The 25,366-nt window shown below is 35.5% G+C and carries 27 protein-coding genes; 6 read left to right on the forward strand and 21 right to left on the reverse strand.

The genetic code is table 11. From position 1 onward, the window contains the following. Positions 1 to 52: 52 nt before the first annotated feature. The gene (gene fumC / locus H7F21_RS09030; RefSeq protein ID WP_185788945.1) at positions 53 to 1,450 is read left to right on the forward strand and encodes a class II fumarate hydratase; all 1,398 of its coding nucleotides are present in this window, start codon (positions 53 to 55) and stop codon (positions 1,448 to 1,450) included. Between the two features lie 177 nt (positions 1,451 to 1,627). Continuing rightward, the gene (gene hutI / locus H7F21_RS09035; RefSeq protein ID WP_185788946.1) at positions 1,628 to 2,896 is read left to right on the forward strand and encodes an imidazolonepropionase; all 1,269 of its coding nucleotides are present in this window, start codon (positions 1,628 to 1,630) and stop codon (positions 2,894 to 2,896) included. Between the two features lie 26 nt (positions 2,897 to 2,922). Here hutI and H7F21_RS09040 read toward each other — a convergent pair whose 3' ends face one another. Next, positions 2,923 to 3,807 (reverse strand): chromosome partitioning protein ParA, encoded by an 885-nt coding sequence (locus tag H7F21_RS09040; RefSeq protein WP_185788947.1) that lies wholly within the window; start codon positions 3,805 to 3,807, stop codon positions 2,923 to 2,925. Between the two features lie 94 nt (positions 3,808 to 3,901). Between H7F21_RS09040 and H7F21_RS09045 the strand changes: the two genes are divergently transcribed. Together H7F21_RS09045 and H7F21_RS17575 are read left to right on the forward strand one after the other, a co-directional pair. After that, on the forward strand, positions 3,902 to 4,915 hold the full coding sequence (locus tag H7F21_RS09045) for a formimidoylglutamase (protein ID WP_185788948.1): 1,014 nt from the start codon (positions 3,902 to 3,904) through the stop codon (positions 4,913 to 4,915). 69 nt (positions 4,916 to 4,984) lie between these two features. After that, entirely contained in the window at positions 4,985 to 5,935 is a 951-nt protein-coding gene (locus H7F21_RS17575; RefSeq protein WP_185788949.1) for a GNAT family N-acetyltransferase, read from the forward strand. Here H7F21_RS17575 and H7F21_RS09055 read toward each other — a convergent pair. The 12 genes from H7F21_RS09055 to H7F21_RS09110 form a co-directional block, all read right to left on the reverse strand. Continuing rightward, a complete protein-coding gene (locus H7F21_RS09055) occupies positions 5,924 to 6,202 on the reverse strand; it encodes a hypothetical protein (RefSeq protein WP_185788950.1) in 279 nt (92 codons plus the stop codon). The genes H7F21_RS17575 and H7F21_RS09055 overlap by 12 nt on opposite strands. Positions 6,203 to 6,351: 149 nt before the next feature. Further along, entirely contained in the window at positions 6,352 to 8,007 is a 1,656-nt protein-coding gene (locus H7F21_RS09060) for a SulP family inorganic anion transporter (RefSeq protein ID WP_185788951.1), read from the reverse strand. A 92-nt stretch (positions 8,008 to 8,099) separates the two neighbouring features. Continuing rightward, the gene (locus H7F21_RS09065) at positions 8,100 to 8,504 is read right to left on the reverse strand and encodes a lipocalin family protein (RefSeq protein ID WP_185788952.1); all 405 of its coding nucleotides are present in this window, start codon (positions 8,502 to 8,504) and stop codon (positions 8,100 to 8,102) included. Positions 8,505 to 8,767: 263 nt separating this feature from the next. Then, complete coding sequence (locus H7F21_RS09070; protein ID WP_185788953.1) at positions 8,768 to 10,465, reverse strand: hypothetical protein; 1,698 nt, start codon at positions 10,463 to 10,465, stop codon at positions 8,768 to 8,770. Between the two features lie 125 nt (positions 10,466 to 10,590). Continuing rightward, positions 10,591 to 11,133, reverse strand: coding sequence for a hypothetical protein (locus H7F21_RS09075; RefSeq protein ID WP_185788954.1), 543 nt, complete (start codon positions 11,131 to 11,133; stop codon positions 10,591 to 10,593). A gap of 40 nt (positions 11,134 to 11,173) precedes the next feature. Beyond that, entirely contained in the window at positions 11,174 to 11,476 is a 303-nt protein-coding gene (locus H7F21_RS09080) for a GIY-YIG nuclease family protein (protein WP_185788955.1), read from the reverse strand. A gap of 57 nt (positions 11,477 to 11,533) precedes the next feature. Beyond that, positions 11,534 to 12,769 carry a DUF6638 family protein gene (locus tag H7F21_RS09085; protein ID WP_185788956.1) on the reverse strand — a complete coding sequence of 412 codons (1,236 nt, stop codon included), beginning with the start codon at positions 12,767 to 12,769 and terminating at the stop codon, positions 11,534 to 11,536. 49 nt (positions 12,770 to 12,818) lie between these two features. Next, positions 12,819 to 13,445, reverse strand: coding sequence for an NUDIX domain-containing protein (locus H7F21_RS09090; protein WP_246431450.1), 627 nt, complete (start codon positions 13,443 to 13,445; stop codon positions 12,819 to 12,821). Beyond that, the gene (locus tag H7F21_RS09095; protein WP_185788957.1) at positions 13,405 to 15,366 is read right to left on the reverse strand and encodes an AAA family ATPase; all 1,962 of its coding nucleotides are present in this window, start codon (positions 15,364 to 15,366) and stop codon (positions 13,405 to 13,407) included. Before H7F21_RS09095 ends, H7F21_RS09090 begins: the two co-directional genes overlap by 41 nt. A 68-nt stretch (positions 15,367 to 15,434) precedes the next feature. Then, on the reverse strand, positions 15,435 to 15,797 hold the full coding sequence (locus H7F21_RS09100; protein ID WP_185788958.1) for a four helix bundle protein: 363 nt from the start codon (positions 15,795 to 15,797) through the stop codon (positions 15,435 to 15,437). Next, positions 15,798 to 16,862, reverse strand: a complete 1,065-nt coding sequence (locus H7F21_RS09105) for a hypothetical protein (RefSeq protein ID WP_185788959.1) — start codon at positions 16,860 to 16,862, stop codon at positions 15,798 to 15,800. A 72-nt stretch (positions 16,863 to 16,934) separates the two neighbouring features. Then, a complete protein-coding gene (locus H7F21_RS09110) occupies positions 16,935 to 18,275 on the reverse strand; it encodes a microtubule-binding protein (RefSeq protein ID WP_185788960.1) in 1,341 nt (446 codons plus the stop codon). A 167-nt stretch (positions 18,276 to 18,442) separates the two neighbouring features. Between H7F21_RS09110 and H7F21_RS09115 the strand changes: the two genes are divergently transcribed. Continuing rightward, complete coding sequence (locus H7F21_RS09115; RefSeq protein ID WP_185788961.1) at positions 18,443 to 19,213, forward strand: MBL fold metallo-hydrolase; 771 nt, start codon at positions 18,443 to 18,445, stop codon at positions 19,211 to 19,213. Positions 19,214 to 19,418: 205 nt separating this feature from the next. Next, complete coding sequence (locus H7F21_RS09120; RefSeq protein ID WP_185788962.1) at positions 19,419 to 19,643, forward strand: hypothetical protein; 225 nt, start codon at positions 19,419 to 19,421, stop codon at positions 19,641 to 19,643. 262 nt (positions 19,644 to 19,905) lie between these two features. Here the strand turns inward: H7F21_RS09120 and ettA are convergent, their stop codons facing one another. From ettA to H7F21_RS09160, 8 genes are all read right to left on the reverse strand, one after another. After that, entirely contained in the window at positions 19,906 to 21,597 is a 1,692-nt protein-coding gene (ettA, locus tag H7F21_RS09125; protein ID WP_185788963.1) for an energy-dependent translational throttle protein EttA, read from the reverse strand. Continuing rightward, positions 21,597 to 21,779 carry a CAL67264 family membrane protein gene (locus tag H7F21_RS09130; protein ID WP_185788964.1) on the reverse strand — a complete coding sequence of 61 codons (183 nt, stop codon included), beginning with the start codon at positions 21,777 to 21,779 and terminating at the stop codon, positions 21,597 to 21,599. The genes ettA and H7F21_RS09130 overlap by 1 nt, the downstream gene beginning before the upstream one ends. 110 nt (positions 21,780 to 21,889) lie before the next feature. After that, positions 21,890 to 22,606, reverse strand: a complete 717-nt coding sequence (locus H7F21_RS09135; RefSeq protein WP_185788965.1) for a pirin family protein — start codon at positions 22,604 to 22,606, stop codon at positions 21,890 to 21,892. Positions 22,607 to 22,693: 87 nt separating this feature from the next. Next, positions 22,694 to 23,566: a pirin family protein gene (locus tag H7F21_RS09140; protein WP_185788966.1), complete on the reverse strand. Its 873-nt coding sequence runs from the start codon at positions 23,564 to 23,566 to the stop codon at positions 22,694 to 22,696. 53 nt (positions 23,567 to 23,619) lie between these two features. Beyond that, positions 23,620 to 24,057 (reverse strand): MarR family winged helix-turn-helix transcriptional regulator, encoded by a 438-nt coding sequence (locus H7F21_RS09145; protein WP_185788967.1) that lies wholly within the window; start codon positions 24,055 to 24,057, stop codon positions 23,620 to 23,622. A gap of 1 nt (position 24,058) precedes the next feature. Further along, positions 24,059 to 24,340, reverse strand: a complete 282-nt coding sequence (locus H7F21_RS09150) for a GNAT family N-acetyltransferase (protein WP_185788968.1) — start codon at positions 24,338 to 24,340, stop codon at positions 24,059 to 24,061. 2 nt (positions 24,341 to 24,342) lie between these two features. Further along, positions 24,343 to 24,873, reverse strand: a complete 531-nt coding sequence (locus tag H7F21_RS09155) for an NADPH-dependent FMN reductase (protein ID WP_185788969.1) — start codon at positions 24,871 to 24,873, stop codon at positions 24,343 to 24,345. Between the two features lie 7 nt (positions 24,874 to 24,880). Then, entirely contained in the window at positions 24,881 to 25,234 is a 354-nt protein-coding gene (locus tag H7F21_RS09160) for a DoxX family protein (protein WP_185788970.1), read from the reverse strand. Positions 25,235 to 25,366: the final 132 nt, after the last annotated feature.

Below are 25,366 nucleotides of genomic sequence, written 5' to 3' on the forward strand. Positions count from 1 at the left end.
TTTTTAAACCACCAAAATCTGTAATTTTGTAAAGCTTTTAAACTTACAGATTATGACTTACAGAATAGAAAAAGATACCATGGGCGAGGTTAAAGTGCCTGCCGATAAACTTTGGGGCGCACAAACTGAGCGTTCCCGTAATAATTTTAAAATTGGTGCGCCAGGTTCCATGCCACTAGAGGTCGTTTATGGTTTTGCTTACCTTAAAAAAGCTGCTGCCTATACCAATTGTGAGTTAGGTGTATTGTCTAAAGAGAAACGCGATTTGATCGCTCAGGTCTGTGATGAGATTTTAGAAGGTAAACACGATGATCAATTTCCCTTAGTGATTTGGCAAACAGGCTCTGGCACACAAAGTAACATGAATGTCAATGAAGTGGTTGCCAACAGGGCACATCAAATTGCTGGTAAAGTGATTGGTGAGGGTGAGAAAACCATTCAACCTAACGATGATGTGAATAAATCGCAATCGTCTAACGATACCTTTCCAACAGGTATGCATATTGCGGCTTATAAAAAGGTGGTGAAAACCACCATTCCAGGTGTCATACAACTGCGTAACACGCTTCATAATAAATCCTTGGAATTTAAGGATTGCGTAAAAATTGGTCGTACACATTTAATGGATGCTACACCATTAACATTGGGTCAAGAGTTTTCTGGTTATGTCTCACAATTAGATCATGGTTTAAAAGCCTTGGAAAATACCTTGGCACATCTCAGCGAATTGGCATTAGGTGGAACGGCCGTTGGTACTGGATTGAATACGCCAGAGGGTTATGATGTGTTGGTCGCCAAGTATATTGCAGAGTTTACAAACCTACCCTTTGTTACGGCAGAGAATAAATTTGAAGCCTTGGCAGCGCACGATGCTATTGTAGAAACACATGGTGCATTAAAACAATTGGCCGTGTCGCTAAACAAAATTGCCAATGATATTAGAATGATGGCGTCTGGCCCACGTTCGGGTATTGGTGAAATCATTATTCCTGCTAATGAGCCGGGAAGTTCTATTATGCCAGGAAAAGTGAATCCAACTCAGTGCGAAGCCCTAACTATGGTTTGCGCACAAGTAATGGGTAATGATGTGGCCGTGACCGTTGGTGGTACACAAGGCCATTACGAGCTTAATGTTTTTAAACCTATGATGGCAGCAAATTTGCTACAATCCGCACAGCTTATTGGTGATGCCTGTGTAAGCTTTGATGTGAATTGTGCACAAGGTATCGAACCTAACCACGCTGTCATTAAGGAACTATTAAATAACTCCTTAATGCTCGTAACCGCTTTAAATACCAAAATCGGTTATTATAAAGCTGCAGAAATTGCAAATACTGCTCATAAAAACGGTACCACCTTAAAAGAAGAGGCCATTAACTTAGGTTACGTCACTGCAGAAGACTATGACGACTGGGTAAAACCAGAAGATATGGTGGGTAGCATGAAATAGTGTAATACCATAATATTGAAAATCGTTAGGTTGAGTGTTCCGAAGTTTTTAATAGGAATCTATCAATAATTATGGCTTACGATACTTTGCTGATAAATCATTAAAGAAAACGCTAGTTGAACCACTAGCGTTTTTTTTATTCAAAAAAAAGCGGGAACTTTACAAAAAGCCTACGTCATGTCTATACTTATTACCAATATAAAGCAATTACTACAGGTTCATGATAACAATGTCCTTGTCGTCAAGGGAAAGGACATGAAGTCCCTTCCAATCATTGAAAATGCATATTTGTATATAGAACATGATACCATTATAGAATATGGTGAGATGAAGCATTGTGAAGGTATTGAAGCTGAAACAACTGTTGATGCCACCGGTAAGATCGTATTGCCATCTTGGTGCGATTCCCATACGCATATGGTCTATGCAGGCAATAGAACATTAGAATTTGTAGATCGTATAAATGGTTTGAGCTATGCTGAAATTGCGAATCGTGGTGGCGGTATCTTAAATTCTGCTAAAGTGCTTCAAGAAACTTCTGAAGACGATTTATATGAGCAATCCATACAACGAATGGAAGCGCTTATTAGAATGGGAACCTGTGCTTTTGAAATTAAAACGGGTTATGGACTTACCGTTGATGCTGAATTAAAAATGTTGCGCGTTATTAAACGAATTAAGCAAGAAAGCTTGGCGAAGATAACACCCACGCTTTTAGCAGCACACGCCATACCAGAAGCATTCCGAGCGAAAAAAGAAGACTACATAAAACAGATTACCGAAGAACTCATTCCAAAAGCTTCAAAACTAAATGTTGCACATTATATCGATGTATTTTGTGAAGAGGGTTACTTTGATATTGCTGACACTGAAGCTGTTTTAAAAGCTGGTGCCAAACATCAGATGCGACCAAAACTACATGTCAACCAATTTAATATTCTGGGAGGTGTAGCGCTAGGTGCAAAATACAATGCGCTGTCCGTGGATCATCTTGAAGAACTGAACGATGCTGATGTCAAAGCCTTGAAAGGCAGTGATACCATACCTGTGGCTTTACCCGGTTGCTCCTACTTTTTAAGTATTCCATATACACCAGCAAGACAACTCATTGATGCTGGATTGCCCTTAGCCATAGCGACAGATTATAATCCTGGATCTGCGCCAAGTGGCAATATGAATTTTATTGTAGGTGCCGCTTGCGTGAAATTAAAAATGACTCCCGAAGAAGCCATTAATGCAGCAACCGTAAATGGTGCTTATGCCATGGGTATTAGTAATATGTATGGCAGCATTACAAGAGGGAAAAAAGCGAATCTTATTATAACCAAACCTTTGCATCATTATAACGAGATACCATACGCCTTTGCACATGATCCTGTAGATCAAGTCATAATAAATGGTCAACTTAAGAACATAAAAAATCCGGAAGAAAACTTCCGGATTTAGCTATCAATCAATCAAATAATCAATTCTTATTTCATAGTAAACTCAGAAGAAGAAATCAACTCTTTATCATTAAAGACATTCACTTTGTAGCGACCTTCCTCAAATTTAGAATCGTCTAATCTAGCTACGTACTCGCAAATGTTTAAGTTTCTGTTCTCGTAGTTAAAACGACTAATCAAACTATAGTTTAATACCTGATCTTCAAACTGAACTTGGTCATTAGAACCTAATACATTATTGTTAGGATCAATCACTTGAACATATAGTTCCTTATCACCTGCTTCAGTCAAGGTGTTCTTAGCTACTGTAAAGCAAACTTTAATTTTATCACTTCGTCTTGCACGTTCTGTTGGAATTTGCTTTCCACTACTTCTCTCAATAACACCCATACCTACAAGTCCTACAGTTTGTAATGCCGCTGCATCTTCTACTACTGTAGTTAACTCCGTATTTTGTACCAATAAAGAATCCGTAAATACTGTACGTTCTGCTAACTGAACTTGTGTGCTGTCTAAAGATGTCGCCAAATATTCGTTTTCAACCTTTAAACGATCGTTTTCAACCAATAGTTCATCCATTTCTTCTTGTAATGCCAAGAACTTCTTTTTGTATCTCCATAAGCTATTCACACTATTTTGAGACACTTTTAAAGAATCCATTAAACCTTGGATACGATCTCTGGCATCTACTAGATCTTGATCCTTTACTTCGCTAGCAGCAATGGCTTCGTCATATTGCTTAGCCATGTTGTTAAGATCGTTCATTACTTGTTGCTTTTCAGTAGTAAGCGTTTTTTCTGATTCCTGCTTTTCAGTATATAATTTAGAGGTATAAAACGCAGTTCCTAAAAATAACACTAATAAAATACCTAATCCAACTTTAAGACCTGTACTTGATTTTTGTGTTTCCATAAATTTATTGTTTTAAATTATAATTAATCTTGTTTTTTACTTAGTTCGAGTTTAACGTAAAAGCTGTACATTTATTTTTTAATTACTTATCCAAATGCAACATCTCGTTTTATTCACTTCAAAAGATCGCGATACACTTTTAAAAGCTCGTAAGGGAGAATCAAAATTTGGAGAACATGTTCAGCTATTAGCTAACCTCACTAACATATACGATGACATTGTTAATTTAGATGTTGACTATGTTATTTTTGGAATTTCAGAAGATATTGGTGTCTATGCAAACCACGGTAAAACAGGAACTTACAAAGCTTGGGAAGCTACAATAAAAGTTTTGTTAAATATTCAAAATAATAGTACAACCAAGGGGAAACGTGTTTTGATTCTAGGTCATTTAGATTATATAAAAGCACGAGATATTGTTGAACAAGTGCCTACCAAAAAAACGGTTTCTAAAGCAAGAAGACTAGTTGAAGACATTGATAAGGATGTCACCTATGTGGTTTCTTCCATTATTAAAGCTGGAAAGACACCCATAATAATTGGCGGCGGACACAATAATGCTTATGGCAATATAAAGGGAACTGCATTGGCCTTAAATAGTAAAGTGAATGTCATTAATTTTGATGCACATACGGATTTTAGGGCTGAGGAAGGTAGACACAGCGGTAATGGCTTTAGCTACGCATTTGCCGAAGGCTTTTTGAAAAACTACTTTGTATTTGGACTACATGAAAATTACACGTCCGACAAACTATTTAAAACGATTAAGAAACTTAAAAGTATAAAGTATATTACGTACGAAGCCTTAGAGGTTAGAAATCAATTGGACTTTTACACTGAAATGGAAAAAGCCCAAAATCATATCTCTGATAGACATTATGGTATAGAAATGGACTGCGACGCTATAGCGAACATACCAAGTAGTGCTATGTCTCCTAGCGGTTTTAGTGTTAAACAAGCAAGAGCCTTTGTGCATTATTTTGGCAAGCACGACAATGCGAGCTATTTACACATTTGTGAAGCGTCACCAACAAAAAAGACAGCCGCCAAGGTTGGTAAGCTCATCACCTATCTTATTACAGATTTTATTAGAACGGGTATAAAATAAGATCAAAGTTTTGATGTATTTTTAAAATATAATATATTTGCATAAGTACTTATATAAATATTTATTGTTATGGATTCATTACGAGGTTATGGTTATTTGGGCTTAGGATCACGGCTTAAAAGAGTGAGCGATTATATGATGCGAGAAACACAAGTGGTTTATGACACCTACAATATTGATTTTGATCCTTACCTATTTCCAATTTTTAAAACCATTAGTAATCATGAAGGCATTACCAATACTGAATTGGTTGAACAACTCAAATTCTCACAACCTGCGATTACACAATTTGTAAATAAACTGAATAAAAAAGGGTATATCATTCAGCATAGTGACAAGACAGACAAACGAAAAAAAACGATTCTCCTAACCAAGCAAGGTGAAGCCCTATTACCAAAAATAAAGCCTATTTGGGACGCTATAGAAAAGACCATTAAGCAGGTGACAACATACGAATCGGATACGCTATTGGATCAATTAAATCAACTGGAAGACAGTTTCAACACTACTGACTTTAGTCAATTGATATTAAATAATATAGATGTTAGCATGAAAAGTGTCATTACCATAGTGAATTATAAAACGGAATATAAGCGCGACTTTTACGATTTGAATATTGAATGGTTAAAAACATTCTTTTATGTTGAGTCTTATGATGAGGAAGTGCTTAGCAAGCCCAACATCTATATCATTGACAAAGGCGGTTATATCTTCTTCGCCTTAAAGAATGATAAAGTCGTTGGTACAATAGCATTGATGCCAACTAAGGAACAGGGTATTCTAGAACTTACCAAAATGGCTGTTTCTCCAAATGAGCGCGGACAAAAAATAGGTCAGCAATTATTACAATACTGTATCGATTTTGGAAAGACACAAAAGTTAAAAGCACTCCTACTCTATTCTAACACCGTGCTGGAAAATGCCATTTACTTATATAGAAAATATGGTTTTAAGGAATTACAATTAGAACCTGATAGTCCTTATGAACGCTCTGATATAAAGATGTTGTTAGAGTTTTAGAGAATCATACTCTTCACAATAATTATCGTCCTTTTCACAAAGTATACTTATGACTTCCAATAATAACTGATTGACTTCAGTTGAGTTTGGTTGAATGTTGTGAGCTAATTTAAACTCAGATAAAGCTCCTTTATAATTCCCTAACTTTAATCGTTTTTCGCCAGATTTCGTTAGAAAATTATAAGCTTTGATATCTCTCTCAGTAGTAGTATTAATCTCATGTTTATGTTTTATTCTAGCATACTCTAACCATCTAGGAATATGCATTAATGTAAAAGCTATGAATAAAACAATTAATGGAACACCAAAATCAACAAAATAATAAGATGTGGTAAATAGTTATATCTTAATTTATTGAAAACCATAATTAAAGCTTTAATCATGGGTAGCAATATACTAGCAAACGTTACAATCTATTAGAGTTTAAAATGTACTTTTAAATAATCAAAAGCAGCTTGAATATCATCAAAGATATGTTCTTCAGAAATGAGATCTGGAACAATATCTATAGAAATAAGTTTATCCTTTGGTTGCTCTTGTACGGCAGTAAGCAGCACCTGCACACCTCGTTGCTCCAAATCCAATACGGCATTTTCTAAAGCGTATAGGCCAGATTGGTCAATATAAGGCACACGATCCATACGAATAATGAGCGCTGTTATTTGCTCTGGGATGTTTACTATTTCATCTTGAAAATGAGATGTAAATCCAAAAAACAAAGGCCCATAGAGATGTTTTATATATACCTTGTCCTTGTATTTTTCATAGAATTCAATTTCGTCCTGCCAAGGCTTTTCACCATCAAAACCAGCTATTGTGCCTACTTCCATACCTTTTTCGCCAATGTCACTAGCTCGTTTCATAAAGAGTAATGACGCCAATAGAAGACCAACACCAACGGCTTGGATCAAACTACCAAACGTTGTCATAAGCAATACAATAATCAATACAACAGCATCGGCTCTTGGAACTGCCAATAAATGTTTCAATCCTTTGACATCAATAATCTTAAAGGCAATTGGGATTAACAATCCTGCTAAAACGCATAGTGGTATATGTGCTGCCAGTGTACCCAAGCCTAACAATACAGCCAATAAAAATAGACCATGTGTGGCACCAGATACTCTTGTTCGACCTCCAGAATTGATATTGATTACAGTACCTTTAGTTGCTCCAGCACCTGGAATACCACCAAAAACTGCTGCTATAGCATTTCCGATACCTTGACCGACCAACTCTCTATTACTATTATGCTTTGTTTTGGTCATATTATCTGCGATCACCGAGGTCAACAAGGAATCTATGGAGCCTAAAACTGCAAGTACAAGGGCATATTCGGCTACTAAACCGTAAGCACTAGCATCTATAGACAATAGTCCATCGATTTGCAAGGATGGCAAACCTGATGGGATTTCACCAATAATTGGTACGTCCCATTTTAAAAAGTAACCAACAACAGAAGCCACAACCAATGCGACCAAAGCACTAGGAATAGCTTTTGTAATATAAGGAAACACATAATAAATTAATACGGTAAGTCCTCCTAAAGCCAAAGCCTGCCAATTAAAATCCGTAAATAATCTTGGTAGATCTTGCATCACCAACCATGTCGATTTCGCCGAGCTCAAACCAACGAAAGGAAACAATTGAAGAATAATAATGATTAGCCCCACACCACTCATAAAGCCTGAGACTACCGGATATGGAAAGTATTTTACATAACCAGCAATATTGATGAGTCCAAATATAATTTGAAATATACCTCCAAGTAAGAATGTAATTATGATAATAGGCATGGCAGCTTCCAAACTACCTGTGAGCTCAATGGCTCCAGCTACCAAAGCAGCTGAAACGACCGTCATCGGTCCAGTAGGTCCACTCGCTTGTGTTGCAGTTCCGCCGAAGATCGCAGCAAAAACACCTACTGCAATCGCGCCATAAAGTCCTGCTATGGCACCCAAACCAGATTGCACACCAAAGGCAAGCGCTAAGGGTAAGGCTACAACACCAGCAACCAACCCACCTGTTAAATCGCCTTTTAAATATTTAAAATCGTAAAATTTTGAGCTCATAAATTCATTCTGTTTATAATCATAAAGATATTACAATCACACGAAAACATTTAGAATTAAATTTTAAAATGTGAACCGATTTAGAGAATTATCTAGTTATGATAATTTCTACCTTCTACTTTAACATCTTCAGGAACCAAGTAATCCTGAATAGTGCGCTCTTTATTGCCAAATTGCTTATGCCTAAAGCTTACTATTAAAAGTGTATCAGTCAGCGACTCAATTTTAAAATATTTATAATCATTGTCTTGATTCATTAAAGTCTTTACTTTTTCACCTTTTAATTTTATATAAGCACCTTTTTCATTAGTGTAAAACGACCAATTGGCTTCCATGGAATCTCCGCAATCTTCATTTTGGGCATTGTTATCCGTGGTTGTACCATTACTGTTGTAAGTCACTCTGTAAGATAGAAAACAATCACCCATATTCATACGATAGCCATCATTATAGCGCTTCGCCAGCTTCCATATTTTAGACGAATTATTGGTGAGCAAATCATTAGCATTTTCTGGTAATTCAAATTTTTCTGAACAATGTAACAGCACGAAACAAAATGAAAGAAAAATTACTTTGATATTTTTTTGAAATAGAAGTTTAAAAAGCACAATTAGATAATTTTAGTAAGAATTTTATAAATAAAAAATAAAAACAATCCCATTAAAAGAACCGAGGCCACTATCATCTGAAATTTAGTATATCTTCCAAATGTTTCCCAAAACGAATTCTTTTTCATCATTAACTGTCGACCTTTCCGTTACTATTGTCCTGAAGCAGCCTTCAATGAATCTATTTGGTGTTGCAATGCTTCAATTTCTTTTGAATTATCCTCAATCTTAGGGATAGTCTTTAAGGAATCCAATGCACGTTCCATGATATCTTCATCCTTTGGCTTTTCTTGATAGTAATACCCAATGCCCTCACTGGCTCTCCAAGCTTCATTCAGCTGTCCATAAACCGTTTCATCCCAAGTACTTGGATGCTTTACATCTATCCAAATCACATCTCTGTATTCACTATCAATTAATACCAAATCTGGAGTAGCAGAGCCATCAAACTGCTGTGCATTTTGCTCACTAATGGATGAAATTGTCCCTAAAAAGAACATCCGCTTTCGGCCAGCAATTTCTTTAACATATGGTCTAAATTCTACTGGCGTGCTCGCTTTCCAATCATATTCCTTACGTGATTCCTTGACTTTAAGAGGCATTGCAGAAACACCTGCATATCCTTGCTTTTTTGTCGCATGGTCGTAATAATATAATTGATCTGTTCCATCCGCAGGAACGAATACACTATAGCTTAAACTGGTACGCTCATCGCCTACTGGCTCTAGGCCAAACCAATGATACAAACCACTATAGGCATCTGAATTGCTTCCTGAAAAATCAAAATCCGTCACGTAAGGTTGCTGGTTCTGATCTTTTGGCATTAATGGAATTTTCACTGCAGTTTCCATATTCCAAGGTAATGGGTCGCTAAATCCTCCAAGGAACTTTAAAGATTCTGCCTGTAGCTGTGAGACTTCTTCTGCTAAGGTGTTCTGCTTGGTTAAAAACTTATAGTTCTTAATCTCATCTGGACTTACAAAAGTTCCCTTACCTATTAAAACACGCTCAAAATAGTCGTTGATGTCGTGCTCGCCACTTTCAATAATCATAACACCTCCAAACGTTGGATAAGGAAAGAAAAAGCCTTTCCATTTAATCAAACTCACCACTTGTACCCAAGCCCCTTCATCATTTTTCATGTAAAAGGTGTCACTTGGCTCGTAATTGAATAGCATCCAAGGATTGAAACGCTGTACAACAGCATTGTAAGTATTTCTACTAAACTTTAAGGATTCTCCAATTGAAAAGGTCACATCTATTCTATTCTCGTTTGAAAATCTTGGAAACGGTGTTGTACTGCTTACCGCAAAGACTTCTTCGGTATTATCAGTCACTTGCTGCATGACATACTTTTCGCTTGGCTGAATGGCCATGGTCCATTTATTCTCCGTCCCAATTCTTACTAAGTGTGGCAAAGACACATCTTTGGTCTCCCCAACACTTTCATTGGCCATTGAGAATATATTCCGTAATGGCTGAATACGTTCATTCTGTGTTAACGGCAATTCGTCTATTTCAACCTTATTGAGGCTGTTGAAAACATTATAAGTTTTCATATAGTCATACAAACCTTGATTCCAGCCAAGAAAGTATAATAGCCCAAAAAATAAAATAAGTAAGCCTAATAATCCTAGTCTACCTCCTGTGCCTACCGTTTTTCTGAATTTTCTCAATCCCAAAATAAGCACAATCAAGCTCAATAAGATTATGAAAATGTATTTTCTAATGAACAATAAAACGGGTTGGTAATCGTCTCTAAAGAAGAACAATAAAACCAGTAGTAAGAGTGCTACTACTATTGTAATTCGCTTTTGCTTTGCGCCTTTATTCCAGTATGATTTTATCATAATCTAAATTTTGTCATTCTGAACTCGTTTCAGAATCTTGAATAGTTTAATTACTTTTATTTGTTCCGCACCTGCGAGAATTGAAGCTTTAAGATCCTGAAATAAATTCGGGATGACAGCCAGTATTACATTAGACCCTTATCCTTTAATCGGTCACGCGCAGATTTCTGATCTACTTCTGGTTCAGGATCATTTTTAATCTCTTCTTTAGCTTCCTCCACCACTTTGGTGTCTTTAGTCTTTAAATCCTCAATGAAATCCTTACCCTTTTCCACGGCACCTTCAACAATGTCACCAAGGGAATCACTTTTCTCTTCAACCACTTCCGTGGTTTTGATTACAAAGCTGGCCACATACGTGCCTATCAAAGTCCCAACAGCAAAAGATGAAAACGCGGAAATACCGTTATAGCTTGAAAAAACAGCCAAAGGTGTTAAAAATTCAACAACTAACGCAGCAATCATAACAATAGCCACAACAAAAATTAGTCTTGGTAAAAATGCTTGTTTATATACAAACCCTTTTGGGTTATCAGCACTCATTTGTAATTCTTTACTGTTCATCATTTTGTTTAAAAAACGATAAGCCCCATTACCATTAGATTCTCTCCAATACAGGAAAATTCCAAATAAAATTGCTGCAATAAATATGACAAGTTCTAAGCCCATAATATATTTTTTTGTCATCCTGAACTTGATTCAGGATCCATTAATAATTCCAATCTATTGATAAATCAATCCAATCTCTATTTTCAGTTTCAATTAAATCGATTTTCCATTGTCTATTCCAATTTTTTAATTGCTTTTCTCTTTTAATAGCATCATTTACATATTGATAAGATTCAAAGTACATTAACTTATTTAATCCATATCTTGATGTGAAACCTTTTAACAACTTGCTTTTATGTTCAAACATTCTTCTTTCCAAATCATTCGTAACTCCAATATATAATGTTCCATTTTTAATATTTGACAAAATGTAAACATAGTATTGATAATCATTTCCTTTCATTTTATGGATTCCGCATCTAGTGCGGAATGACAGTACTATAAAATTAGTCTAAAATTCTTAAATATTGTTACTAATCGTGTCTATGACCCAATCCCTGAATGAGTCATCCCAGGTTTCATAACTCTTATAAAACTGCTCTTTATCGTACCAGTACAAAAACAACACATCTTTAGGAGCTATATTGATCAATAACTTATGAATTAAATCACGATGTTCAGCAGATAATGATGAATGTGGTTGATGCAAAGCAAAATACATAGACTGATCCACCATATCCTCGATCTTATAAGCGTTGCTGCGCTCCAGTTTATCAAGATATAGCTCGACGCCCATTACTTGCTTACGTGCTTTGATATCGATTTTATTCAAATAACTTTTCAACAAGGATTTACTATCCAAAATCTCTTTAATTGGATGCTCAGTTTCTTTTAGCGATTGGTATAATTCAAACTTCTTAATACGATTGTAATTTGGTGTTTTTACAATATATTCCAAATCACATTCAATGATAATATGGTCTTTTAACTTATCTACAAGTTCAGGTTGTTCGATATGATAAATTAATACATCATGAACCGTATCTTTTATGGCTTCTTTATAGACGTCTTTACTTTCAAAAACAACAATAGGCTTAATAAAATCCCTTAATAGATAAACACCATCAAATGCTCTAGTATAAAAGGATCCTGTAGAAAAGTGCAAAGGATGCAAGCTTAAATCCCTATCCCTTAAATCGCCATGAGCTTTCGCGGAATCCAATAACTCCTTATGAATAGTTTCATCTATAAAATTATGCTCTCTTCTAAATTTATCTACGAGCCTTAATTGCTCTTTCTGTTTCTCTTCAAGATTATCTATAAGTCTAAAGGTTATACTGACATCATCATATTTAAGAATGTCTAATGGCTCATAGAACACATCAATATCTTGGTCAAAATCAATACAAATTGCCGAATCCCTTGTGATATCATTAATCTTTCTGCCATGGGTCCTGAATACGTGTTGCATCATTTCCCTATCAAAAGAATGAAAAGGCAGATAGACCGGTTTTCCTTTCTGTAAAGGTGAAATTATAATACCATGAGGATTCGCATCGCCATGGTTTAGATAATGCACATCCTTTCGTTCTTCTGCTACTTCTGGACTCCAACCCACACCATCAACCGAAAATGACTTAAGCTTGGTTTCCTTAAAGCCTAAGGTTTTAAGACACTTATTGTAGCGCTCCACTAACTTTCCACTTACTGGAATGAGCTCACTTCTATATAAATTAGCTTGTTTTAGTTTGTCCATAAAAGCCTATCCTAAATCCTTTCCAACGGAAAGCACTGTAATCACGTACTTATACTAGTTTATTTATTTGTGCATACTGCAACAGCATTATCGTTTTTGCATCAATAATGCCTCCTGAATTCATTAATTCAATAGCATCTTCAAAAAGCATCTCTATAATCTCAATATCTTCATTTTCTGAGTCGAGACCTTCTCCTTTTTCGATTTTCATATCATCAATGTATTCACCTATGAAGCATGAAAACCGTTCTGTACTACCTCCAGGCGTAGCAAAAGCATCGTAAATTTTGGTCAGCTTCTGAATTCTATAGCCTGTTTCCTCCAATAACTCTCGTTTCATAGCTTCTTCTGCAGAACTATCATCGGTTTCTAACATTCCAGCTGGAACTTCCAATAAAAATCCTGTTTCAACACCATTCATGTACGCGGGTAAACGAAATTGCCTTACCAAAATCACTGTTCGTTTTTTTGGATTGTACAACAAAGCCGCTGCTGCGTTACCGCGTTCTAAGACTTCCCATGTATTTTCAACCCATTCTCCTATCTTTAATCGATAATCAAATTTCACTTGAGATAACGTAAAGTATTTATCTGAAAGAATTTTACGCTCCATATTTTTAATACGGTTACTCATACTAATCCCGCTTATCAAACTGCGCTCTAGCTTCAGTTTCAATATTTAATTGGTTAATTCTAGCATCAACTTTACGTTTAAAGTCCGTATCGGCAATTGTTGCTACATTATCTAAATAGCGCACCACTTCTTGGCGTCTTATATCACTAAAATCAAGACCTTTCATATTTCCGCGCATTAATTCTTGTAACATTCCGAATTTGGTATCATAATCCTTTTTAAAATAGACCTCAGGATTTTCAAACCAATCTGTTTCTAAATCGAAATCAGTAAGCCTCAATGATACTGCTTTTTGAATATTCCTAACATCACGGGATGAAAAGAATGGAAATATCTTTTGAATCTCAGTATAAAGATGTGCATAGAACATATGCTCATTATCCTTATACTTACCAGATACTTTATCAAAGGTGTCTAATACACGTTCTTCTGTTGGGTTATCAACCTTATCCAAGATTTCACCTAAATTCTTAGCAACTTGTTGTGCGTCCAGATATTTGTAATCCTTAGGATTATTCATATTGATGAAGTCTGGCATAGTATCCTCTAACTTTCTCCACCATAAATAGTCCTGATCAACAAAATCTTTCTCATTTCTGGCACCATCAATTTTAAATCGACCTTGTACACGAGAAATCACAGCTTTATCCAGCATTTCTGGTAAATTTGTGAAGAGACCTACCGAACTATTGCCGTAATTAACGGCATAAGCGCCTTCAGTATACCTTAAAAATACACCTATCACTTCTTTTACTCCAGCAGAAACACCTTGTGCTGTTCGTTCTTGCAGGTTATTCTCTGCATCATCAATTGGCGCAAAAATCAATCGTGTTGGATCTTGCAATGGTTTCATCCATTCTACCATTTTCTCGGCAGAACCACCTTGAAATGTACTAACAATGGTATCTGGCATGGGATGGAATAGAAATGGTATATCTAAATTCTCACTGTGTTCTTTCAGTCTTGTAGCAATGGCAGCAATGAGCATACTTTTTCCAGTACCTGGAATTCCATAACCCATAAAAACTGGCATAAAACCTCCCAATTCTTGAAATGGATTCTTTTTAGCTTCAAAATCATAACTCATCAAACGTTCCGTTAAACGTCTAGCAAAGTGCTTGGCATCTTTATTACCAACGATTTGTTCAAACTGAATTTTATTGAATTCAACACTAACCGCAGTTCCTGCAAAAACATTGTTCCATCCATCTACAGCGAAATCTGAATTTTCTAATTTATACGCTCTATCCTCAATGGTTTCTGTATATTCTAAAGAACTTTTGCGTAGTTGAATTTCATCAATTAGCGCTTCAAAATAAACCACCGTAAAATCAATGACATCTTTGTCTGATTTAATGATATCTGGGTGTCCTAAATATTTATCGAAATAAAACAATTGACAGGATATTCCCTTTAAAGGTGACAGTAATGACACTTCTGGAATTCCAGCAAATTTCTGTTTCATAACAGATAAGTCATCCGACGCGTGTGGTTTTAAATCATGAAGAATCTTATATGCTGTAGAAAATAGCATAAATGCTGTTGCCGTAAGCATTTTACTTTCGTATTCGCGCTTACCAGAGCTATCTAAAGCCGATTTATTCTCACTTAGCGTAGATAAACCAGATGCATCGTAATAACTGTCCTTACACCACAAACCGAGCGTAATGCCTTCTTGGACAGCATATAGTGTATGATTCAAATGAATAGGAATTGCAACGGACTCTGGCAATAAACGTTTTTTTAAGGCTAAAATGGCTTTAGAGACTGAAGTTACTTCGACATTACTTCCGTTATTAGCTCTTGATAAGTACAAAAGAATGGACTCATCTTTACCGTTATTATTTTTGTTCTTAGCACGCTGGCTTTGCTCCCATTGGATAGATTTTAAATATGATGTTGCTTCATCACGAAGCATGTCGAGTTCATTTTGTTTTATAGGAAATGTAGAGTTGTGTTCCATTATTTTTAGTCTTCAGTTTGCAGTCCTCAGTATTCAGTATTTACTCATCCGGACTCATTCATTTTAGCTTATAATCCAAATTTGTCTGGATTGTTCATCATATAATTAATTAGTTTTCCAACTTCATTACTTTTATCCATTAGGTGATTAAATTTTTCTTCTGAAATATATTCACAAGCCAGTGCAAATTCTAACCATAATTGGGTTTCAGAGTTTTCACCATCTGCATCTGACATTTTACTCTTAAAATGTTTCTCATATTGGCGTTTCCTGTAGCCTTCAGTTATATTAGAACAAACCGATCTACTAGATCTAACCATCTGAGATGATAATCCAAACATTTCTGATTTTGGAAAATCTTTAGTTAAATGGAAAATTTCCATTGCTAAACTAAATCCTTTCTGATAAGCCAAAAGTGTCTTAAATCCCATTTAATTCTCAGTTTTACCGCTAACTGACGACTGCATACTGCTCACTTGTATAGGTGGAATAGCCAGCTTATTCATAACTTCTGGAGTTTTATTGTACAATAATTGTATGATTCTGTGGGGCGCAAAAACATAACGTTGTTTAAACGAGTTTCCCCACTTTTGAAAGGTTTGCTTACTAAAAAACCCACCTTCCTTAAATTCGCTTTGAGAGCTTAATTCATCCACTTTAAATGAGACCACAAAAGATTCTACAGGAATCGTCTTTTTCGCAATACCATCTAATATAACGTGAGTTACCTCATTTTCATCCTTAGCAAAAACATTATGAATTGGTCCCAAGTCTACCCGTTTGATGAGCTTAGGCAATACCTTTGGTAATCGCTTATCTATAGCATATGCCATAGTACCCATTGCCATTTCCCTATCGGAAGTATTCTTTAAAACCGTATAAATTTCCTCTTTATAACCATGTACATCTCGTCCGTCATAATTAAAATACATATAGCAAATAAATGGCCTATTGTGGGTAACGTCATAAAAACTCCAACTGACCATGTAATCTGCTGGTGACCCTTTTGGTGCCTCTATAATTTTACCTTGCACAAAGCGATTGAAAATATATTCTTTCTTAGCTGATGTATAATACACTATTGACGCCGCCTGAAATAACTTACGCTTGGAAATAGGTTCTTTTTTACGCATTAAAGTATCTAGAAATTCATCTTTAAGAACTTCTATATCCGTAAGCTTGTTAAGGAATTCTTCTCTTAACTCTAAATCATTAAATAAATAGCGGAACTCTAGATAATTAGGAAAACTAGAATCGGTTAAATCGACTTTCATATTGTCCTCATCATCATACATGTACTTCACACGCATTGCTTCAATCGAATACAATAACAAATCGCTGTATTGTTTAAATAGCAATACCTCCTGTTCATTTAAGATTTGTTTTTGTTGTACAGCGACTATTAATTCCTTGAGTGCAAAGTCTATCATTTTATGATAAAAGACATACTGCTCCTTAGAATCTAATACTGCGGAATCTAATGGTGTTACGATCATTTTATATAGTTGCTTGTTGCTTGTTGTTAGTTGATGGTTTAAGACACCATCGACCAGCAACTAACAACTAAATTATCCTAATAAATCATCATCATTAGCTTCTGGCTTTGGCTCACCAGCAGGCTCACCTCCATCGGATGGTGCATTCGGATCCGCTTTATAGTATTCATCAAAAATCTCTTTCATATCGATACCATAACGATCTGCGAAGTTTTTCTGGATTTCAGCATCTTTGGCTCTAATGTCCTTTAAAGATTCTGCATAACTACCGTATACACCTTGCATTACTTTTTCGTGAACTGGAATATTATCCATCATCTCTTGACGCGCCTTAGCACTAGCTGTATGCATCGCGGCTAGTGTTTCACCTATATGTTCATCCGTTTTTACACCTAGATGTTCTAAGATTGCAGCAAACTCTTGATCCGTCCTAGCCTTTAACGCAACTACATACCCATCATAGTATTTTAAACGCTCATCTGTATCTGATTTTAGCTTAGCCCTATGTGTTTGTAAATTACTTCTCAAAGACGTTAAAACCTTAATGGTTAAGTTATGCTTATGCACAAAACTATCTTTTGAGGCTGCTAAAGTTGTATAAGCATTTTTAAGCCCTTCTAATTCCTCAACTTTTTGCTCGAGCTGAGTCACTTTCTCCAAAGCTTCTGAATATTCTGTCGATTGCTTATCTGCAACTTCTTCTAAAGCTTGTCTAGCTTGCTTTAATAATGCATATTGCTCTTCGAGCTTTTCTTCTACTTCTTTTTTCTTCTGAAGTGCTTTTGTATGATTATTACTAGCTTCGACAATAGCAGTTTTTAGGCTTTCTTCAACTTCTTTAATTTCTAACTCTCTATCCTTTAATCGCTTTATAGCAGCCTGACTCTTAAACGATAATTCATTTAACAAGGTCTGAACATCAGCAGTTTCTATACGCTGCTGAAACATAGCCTTAGCCCTATTATCAGCACCATCGCGTTGTTTTTGAGCTTCTTTTAGTTCGTCTTCCGCACTTCTAATTTTACTCTTGCGTCCCCAAAGGTTATTCCACCATGTATCTGGCTTGGCCTTAGCGTCTTCAAGTTCAACCTTAGCACGCTCAAGCCTTTTAACAGCATCATCGATGATTTTTTGTTCTGCAGCATTTAGTGCAGAAAACCCTTCGAACATAATACCAACTTCATCCTGGTAATCTGTTAAATCTTTTATGGCATCTAAAAGTGTAGTTCTATCTTTTTCAGCCATATCCACCACATTATCCAATGTGGCGTTCAATATCTTCTGACGACTTTCTGGATCATCCTCTTGTGCCAATTTAGACTTCATTTGGTCTATGGCCTTTCCCCAGTTTACATCTACTTTTTCAGCTTTTTCTTGTGAGTTGGTTTCTAATAAATCAAAATCATCAGACATATTGTATAGTGTTATTTAGTTGAACAATTTTTAGGATAAGCAATTTCGGTATTTTTTTAGGACTATAAAAACTTTACTTACAAATTATATGTAGCATTTACGATAAATTTGTTACAATGTTTTAAAAGTGATTAAATGTTGAATATCTTTATGAAAAATCAAAAAAAATGAAACTTATAAAATCCGCATTGCTCGTCGTCTTCATAGCCAGTTTATTTTGTTGCAAGAATGAAAAAGAACATAAAGATTTAACCAAGGCTGAAGATACAACCTTAATTGATGAAACTGTTAAAGTTATTCCTATAAAACATGGCACTTTGGTCCTTGAAACAGCTAACGAAGTTGTTTATGTTGATCCAACAGGCGGTTCTGAAGCATTCAAAGGGCAGAAAAAACCAACTTTGGTACTTATAACTGATATTCATGGCGACCATTTAAATATTAAAACCCTTGAAGCCTTGAATTTAAGTGATGTTACCATTGTAGCTCCAAAGGCAGTTACTGATAAAATACCTAGTGCAGTCAGTAGCAAGATACAAACACTTAATAATGGTGAAAATTACAACCATAATACTATTGATATTAAAGCGATACCAATGTATAACTTAAGGGAAGAAGCGTTAAAATATCACACTAAAGGACGAGGTAATGGTTATGTGCTGGATATTAAAGGAGAACATATCTATATTTCAGGAGATACAGAGGATATTCCAGAAATGCGAAATCTTCAAAATATAGACAAAGCTTTTATATGCATGAATTTACCCTACACCATGACCGTAGAAAGTGCTGCCGATGCCGTCCTAGAGTTTAAACCAAAAGTCGTTCATCCCTACCATTATCGAGGGTCAGATGGCATGAGTGACGTTGATTTGTTTGAAAAAATAGTGACCGAAAACAATAAATCTATCGAAGTCATGCTGTTAAAGTGGTATTAGGTGACTGATTGTGTTAAATTTTGAGTTGTTAACAAGTTGTCCAAATGCGTTCTTAAGCCGAAAACACTGCGTTTGGTCGTATTATCAAAGCACTTTAACGATGATTTTGTTGAAAACATAAAGGTAAATTATTTAGAATTAAGTATTTAACTTTATTTTTTTTTCTATATTAGCACTATAGAACCCAAATCTAAACCTATTGATCATGCTTAACAATCTGCTTTCCAAAGCTTTAGTAGTGACCACTACACAACTCACGATGATTTTAATAGCCGTTGCCTCTATTTTCTTGGTTTTCATAATTATTGCTATAATTAAGATGTACAGATTAAAAGCTGAAAACAAGAAATTAATGGAAACCAATGCCTTTAGAGATGCAGATGAAAGCTATAAGGATTTTACAAGTGGGCATCTCTATGGAGACAATTAACCGGAAATGATAGGATTTCTGTTTCTTCTTTTATTTCTTATTGTTTTTGTCCTATTTGTCATATGTAGCAAATCCGATTTGTACGCACTTGAGCATGACGCGTCTATCCGAAATGAGTTGGATAATTTTAATAATAATTTTAAGAAACTAGAAAATTTGGATATCGACAATAACTATTCTATAAGTGATAACCACGTTTATGATAATACTTAAAAAGAGCCTGCAAATGCAGGCTCTTTTTATATTGTAGTACATGTTGAAACTACCTCACTAACTTCTTATACTTAATACGTTTCGGCATTAAATCACCACCTAAACGCTTCTTTTTATTTTCTTCATAATCACTAAAACCACCTTCAAAAAAGTAAACTTGAGAATCACCCTCAAACGCTAAAATATGTGTACAAATACGATCTAAGAACCATCTATCGTGACTAATCACTACGGCACAACCAGCAAAGTTCTCCAAGCCTTCTTCTAATGCCCTTAATGTATTGACATCTAAGTCATTAGTTGGCTCATCCAAAAGCAATACATTACCCTCTTCTTTAAGTGTCATTGCTAAGTGTAAACGGTTGCGCTCTCCCCCAGAAAGTAGCTTTACCTTTTTATTTTGTTCACTGCCAGAGAAATTAAAGCGGCTTAAATACGCTCTAGAATTCACTTGCTTTCCTCCCATCATAACAAGCTCTTGCTCATCGCTAAAGTTTTGCCATATTGATTTTTCTGGATCTATATTAGAATGTTTCTGATCAACATAAGCAATCTGTGCAGTGTCACCTACTTTAAACTCGCCTTTATCCGGAGCTTCCTCCCCCATTATCATTCGAAAGATTGTTGTTTTACCTGCTCCATTTGGTCCAATAACACCAACAATGCCTGCTTGTGGTAGGTTAAAATTTAAATCATCATAGAGTAATTTATCTTCATAACCTTTTGCAACACCAACCGCTTCAATAACATTTGTACCTAATCGTGGACCATTTGGTATATAGATTTCAAGTTTTTCGTCAAGTTGTTTTTGATCTTGGCTCATTAACTTGTCATAATTCTTTAAACGTGCTTTTTGCTTCGTTTGGCGTCCTTTTGCACCTTGCCTCACCCAGTCTAGCTCACGTTCTAAAGTCTTCTGACGTTTAGATGCCGTTTTGCTCTCTTGAGCTAGTCGCTTTGATTTCTGATCTAACCAAGACGAATAATTACCTTTCCAAGGAATACCTTCGCCTCTATCGAGTTCTAAAATCCAACCCGCAACATTGTCTAAGAAATATCTATCGTGCGTAACTGCTATAACCGTCCCTTTATATTGCGCCAAATGATGCTCTAACCAATGTACCGATTCTGCATCTAAATGGTTGGTAGGCTCGTCTAATAATAACACATCAGGCTCTTGTAATAATAATCGACACAATGCCACACGACGACGCTCACCACCTGAAAGCACACCTATCTTTTTGTCACTGTCTGGAGTGCGCAAAGCATCCATTGCTATTTCTAGTTTTGTATCTAATTCCCATGCGTTAGCGGCATCTATTTGATCTTGGAGCTCTGCTTGACGATTCATAAGCTTTTCCATCTTATCAGGATCACTGTAGACCTCTTCAAGGCCGAATTGATCATTGATGCTATTATACTCATCAAGGATGGCGACTGTTTCGGCAGCACCTTCACGAACCACTTCCATCACAGTTTTATTATCATCTAATTGCGGTTCTTGTTCCAAATAGCCAACAGTGTAGCCAGGCTTAAAAACTACATCACCTTGATAGTTCTTATCAACTCCAGCAATAATTTTAAGTAGAGTAGACTTACCAGAACCATTAAGGCCTAATATTCCAATCTTGGCGCCATAAAAAAAGCTTAAATAGATATTTTTTAAAACTGGTGTATTGGCTGATTGAAATGTCTTGGTTACACCAGACATAGAGAAGATTATTTGCTTATCATCACTCATTATACACGTCCTTTTAAAGCGTTAAACACCCAAGCAATCGCAAAAAAACCAAATCCTACAGTCGCAAAACCCCATCCAGCAACATCATCGTACCTGTAAGCACCCATTAGTATTAATATTACTCCCATAACTAACATAAGTATTGTTGCCCATGCTAGTACCGTATTTTTATTCATCGCCATAATCGTATTCTTAATTTTAGATAGTTAGTTAAAAACAAATATCGTGAAATAAACTAAAAAAGCATCTTAATTTTAAGATGCTTTTCTACCATTAACCAATTGGCAACAATCTAATTCATTGGTACTTCAACAATTACCAATTCTGAATTCGTTTTAGATGTTATAGAAACTTGCCTTCCTTCATAAACACCTATTGCATCTCTTTTGCCTAAACTATTATCGTTAATATCTATTTGCCCATCAACAACGAAGACATATAGTCCATTAGTTTCAGACTTTAAATCAATATCAATAGACTTGTCCGAATCTAGATTTGTTCTATAAATATAGGCTTGTTGACTTATAGGCAGTGCATTGTTCTCTACTTTGTCTTTTGGCGCGACAACAGTTTGTAATTGATTCTTTCTTCCTTCTTCTGGAAATTGACGCTGTTCATAATTCGGCTTAACACTAGTTTCTTCCGGAATTATCCATAATTGAAGAAAATTAACCTCATCTGTTTTACTATCGTTAAATTCTGAATGTGTTAACCCAGTACCTGCACTCATTACTTGCACCTCACCAACTTCGATAGCACGTTTATTTCCCATGCTGTCTTTGTGTGACAATGCACCTTTTAAAGGAATGGAAATAATTTCCATGTTTTGATGTGGATGCGTACCAAATCCCATTTTTGGCTGTACAACGTCATCGTTTAAAACGCGTAGCATGCCAAAATTCATGCGTTCTGGATTTTGATAGCTTCCGAAGCTAAATGAATGATGTGACTTTAACCAACCATGATCCGCATAGCCTCTAGTATCCGATTTGTGAATTATTGTTTTCATAATATTGCCTGCGAAAGCAGGTATCTTTTTAATTAAACTTTAATTTATTTAGGTCTTGACTGCGCTCGACCTGACATTAATTTAAACTTAGTTTACTGGAAGAAATCCCATCTTTCCCATTTGGTAATCTCGCATAGCTTCCAGCAGCTCTGTTTGTGTATTCATAACGTATGGTCCATAAGTTGCTACTTCTTCATGTAATGGTTCTCCTGAAAGAAATAGTAATAGACTATTAGTCTCAGCTTCAATTGTGAAACCTTCTCCGTCTTGATTGAATTGAATGAGCTGATTCTTATCCAATTCTAAAACAGTCGAGTTATTAACTCTTGCTTTCCCTTTTAATAGGTACAACATCCCTTGATGTAAATCAGAAAATGGAAAGGACTCCACTCCATCTGATTTCGCTTCAATCATAAAAGCATTTACTGATGTTTGGGTTGCAATTCTTCCATAAGTTTGATGCAATTCGCCTGCGATAATTCTTGTATCTATTTTACGATCATCAGAAGTGACGACTCTAAAATCTGCATACGTTGTATGCTGATAATTTGCTTCCATCATCTTCTTTTCAGCCGGAAGATTTAACCATAGCTGAATGCCTTCTATAATCCCACCTTTTTCCACAAAGTCTTTTGTTGGTCCTTCGGCATGGACTATACCTCTGCCTGCAGTTGTCCACTGCACATCTCCAGCTTTCACTACGCTCTCATTTCCCAGCGAATCACGATGTAGTTGCTCTCCCTGAACTAAAAATGTAACTGGCTCAAATCCTCTATGTGGATGCGGACCTAAATCGAATGGATTGCTTTTATCACTAATTTCGTAAGGTCCATAATGATGCAGTAGTATAAATGGATCTACCATATCTATACCTTGCGTAGGTAATGGTTGACGCAACCTAATTGATCCCATATTAACGAAATCACTTCGTCCTACTCTTTTTATAGAATTTAATCTCATTTTATTTTTCTTTTAATAGTTTCCATGGAAACTATTTGGTTAAAAAAATACGCTTAGCGCATTTTATCCAATAAATCACTTAATTGTTTTGCTTCTTCTTCGTTCAAATTCTTAAGTAATTCCTTATTTAAATTATTGGGTATGGATTCTAATAAATCTTTCCCGTTTTGTGTTATTACAATTTTTACAACACGTCTATCATGCTCCGACGGAAGGCGTTCTATATAATTTTTAGCACAAAGTTTATCCATTAAACGCGTAGCGTTTGGTGAACGCTCAATCATTCTGTCCTTAATCGTTTGAACTTTTAAGGGTTCTCCGGCACCACGTAATATTCTTAAGATATTATATTGTTGTGGTGAAATTCCAAAGTCTTTAAAAAACTCATTCTGGCAACTTGTAATCCAATTTGCCGTATATATAATATTGAGTAATGCTTTTACTCGATTATTTGGAAATGTTGAATTGATATCTTTGGCTAAGTCTCCCATATTAGAATCTTACATCATTATATTCACTTTTCTTTTTGAAAACCGCATTGGCAAAAGGACAGAGCGGCATAATTTTAAGATTATTTGCTCTAGCATATGCTACAGAAGCCTCAACCAATTTATAACCTATACCTTGACCTTTTAAAGATGCATCGACCTCAGTATGATCTATTATTATTTTGTCAGACCCTGCATGACTATAGGTCATTAGGCCTAATTTTTTGCCATCAACTTCATAATAGAACTCACCTTTTTTATCGCTATCAGTTTGCTGAATTTCCATAATTATATACTTTCTTGAAATTGTTTTACCTCCTCCAAGAGTTGATTGTTTAGTTCATGATTGGTGATTTTTCCATCAGAAAAATTATCATTAAAGGATGGCAAACTAAAACTCCCAACAATGTTTCCACCCATATATCCAAAACGCCCTTTCGCTATTTCTAGTCCTGTAGCTCCACCTCTAGCGCCTGGTGATGTTGCCATTAACAACATGGGTTTATCACTCCATAATTTTCCGTCGATGCGCGACATCCAATCGAATAAATTCTTGAATACTGTGGCATAAGTTCCATTATGTTCTGCTAATGATAAAACGATACCGTCTGCTCCCCTAATTAAATTCAAAAACTTGTTTGCATTATCGGGTATACCATGAGATAATTCATAATCTATCCCATATAAAGGTAATTCAAAATTATTCAGATCCAGTATATTAATATCTACATCATTTACTAAAGATGCTGCATAAATTGCTAATTTTTTATTTATAGATGTACTACTATTACTTCCTGCGAATGCTATAACTTTTTTCATAATGTCTTTAATTAATTCTTTTATAAAATATATACGATACTGATAACAACATTAAAGCCATTAATGCTCCCATATGTTCTCCATCACTAATCATATAATGTGCGAAAAATGCTAGAATAAAAGCAAAGAAGAAACCTGAATACGCCCATTCTTTTAAAGTTTTTAGACCTGGTAACCAAAGCACTAAAATACCAATCAGTTTAATGATACCATAAGGATAAATCAAGTATGTTGGGTACCCAAAACTTGTAAAAGCGGTAGAAATTTCATCATGATTAAAAAAGTACATACTCACGGAGAATAGCATCATCAATGTTAATAATGATGTGGCCACGTAAAAAATAATCTTATCTCTTTTCATAATATTGTTATTTGATAATTCAAATGTACGAATAAAAATTATATATTCCAAGGAATATATTTCCATGTTATATATATTTAACAAATCATTCACTTTTTAATCCGTTGTTGGTTTCGTAAATTCGTGCAAATG

Origin of the sequence: Winogradskyella flava, from assembly GCF_014243395.1 — a bacterium.
Taxonomy (GTDB): domain Bacteria; phylum Bacteroidota; class Bacteroidia; order Flavobacteriales; family Flavobacteriaceae; genus Winogradskyella; species Winogradskyella flava.

Bases quoted from the DNA above. Each gene is read 5' to 3' on its own strand.
- fumC (WP_185788945.1), top strand. From the start codon at position 53: ATGACTTACAGAATAGAAAAAGATACCATGGGCGAGGTTAAAGTGCCT.
- hutI (WP_185788946.1), top strand. From the start codon at position 1,628: ATGTCTATACTTATTACCAATATAAAGCAATTACTACAGGTTCATGAT.
- H7F21_RS09040 (WP_185788947.1), bottom strand. From the start codon at position 3,807: ATGGAAACACAAAAATCAAGTACAGGTCTTAAAGTTGGATTAGGTATT.
- H7F21_RS09045 (WP_185788948.1), top strand. From the start codon at position 3,902: ATGCAACATCTCGTTTTATTCACTTCAAAAGATCGCGATACACTTTTA.
- H7F21_RS17575 (WP_185788949.1), top strand. From the start codon at position 4,985: ATGGATTCATTACGAGGTTATGGTTATTTGGGCTTAGGATCACGGCTT.
- H7F21_RS09055 (WP_185788950.1), bottom strand. From the start codon at position 6,202: ATGCATATTCCTAGATGGTTAGAGTATGCTAGAATAAAACATAAACAT.
- H7F21_RS09060 (WP_185788951.1), bottom strand. From the start codon at position 8,007: ATGAGCTCAAAATTTTACGATTTTAAATATTTAAAAGGCGATTTAACA.
- H7F21_RS09070 (WP_185788953.1), bottom strand. From the start codon at position 10,465: ATGATAAAATCATACTGGAATAAAGGCGCAAAGCAAAAGCGAATTACA.
- H7F21_RS09075 (WP_185788954.1), bottom strand. From the start codon at position 11,133: ATGGGCTTAGAACTTGTCATATTTATTGCAGCAATTTTATTTGGAATT.
- H7F21_RS09080 (WP_185788955.1), bottom strand. From the start codon at position 11,476: ATGAAAGGAAATGATTATCAATACTATGTTTACATTTTGTCAAATATT.
- H7F21_RS09085 (WP_185788956.1), bottom strand. From the start codon at position 12,769: ATGGACAAACTAAAACAAGCTAATTTATATAGAAGTGAGCTCATTCCA.
- H7F21_RS09095 (WP_185788957.1), bottom strand. From the start codon at position 15,366: ATGGAACACAACTCTACATTTCCTATAAAACAAAATGAACTCGACATG.
- H7F21_RS09100 (WP_185788958.1), bottom strand. From the start codon at position 15,797: ATGGGATTTAAGACACTTTTGGCTTATCAGAAAGGATTTAGTTTAGCA.
- H7F21_RS09105 (WP_185788959.1), bottom strand. From the start codon at position 16,862: ATGATCGTAACACCATTAGATTCCGCAGTATTAGATTCTAAGGAGCAG.
- H7F21_RS09110 (WP_185788960.1), bottom strand. From the start codon at position 18,275: ATGTCTGATGATTTTGATTTATTAGAAACCAACTCACAAGAAAAAGCT.
- H7F21_RS09115 (WP_185788961.1), top strand. From the start codon at position 18,443: ATGAAACTTATAAAATCCGCATTGCTCGTCGTCTTCATAGCCAGTTTA.
- H7F21_RS09120 (WP_185788962.1), top strand. From the start codon at position 19,419: ATGCTTAACAATCTGCTTTCCAAAGCTTTAGTAGTGACCACTACACAA.
- ettA (WP_185788963.1), bottom strand. From the start codon at position 21,597: ATGAGTGATGATAAGCAAATAATCTTCTCTATGTCTGGTGTAACCAAG.
- H7F21_RS09130 (WP_185788964.1), bottom strand. From the start codon at position 21,779: ATGGCGATGAATAAAAATACGGTACTAGCATGGGCAACAATACTTATG.
- H7F21_RS09135 (WP_185788965.1), bottom strand. From the start codon at position 22,606: ATGAAAACAATAATTCACAAATCGGATACTAGAGGCTATGCGGATCAT.
- H7F21_RS09140 (WP_185788966.1), bottom strand. From the start codon at position 23,566: ATGAGATTAAATTCTATAAAAAGAGTAGGACGAAGTGATTTCGTTAAT.
- H7F21_RS09145 (WP_185788967.1), bottom strand. From the start codon at position 24,057: ATGGGAGACTTAGCCAAAGATATCAATTCAACATTTCCAAATAATCGA.
- H7F21_RS09150 (WP_185788968.1), bottom strand. From the start codon at position 24,340: ATGGAAATTCAGCAAACTGATAGCGATAAAAAAGGTGAGTTCTATTAT.
- H7F21_RS09155 (WP_185788969.1), bottom strand. From the start codon at position 24,873: ATGAAAAAAGTTATAGCATTCGCAGGAAGTAATAGTAGTACATCTATA.
- H7F21_RS09160 (WP_185788970.1), bottom strand. From the start codon at position 25,234: ATGAAAAGAGATAAGATTATTTTTTACGTGGCCACATCATTATTAACA.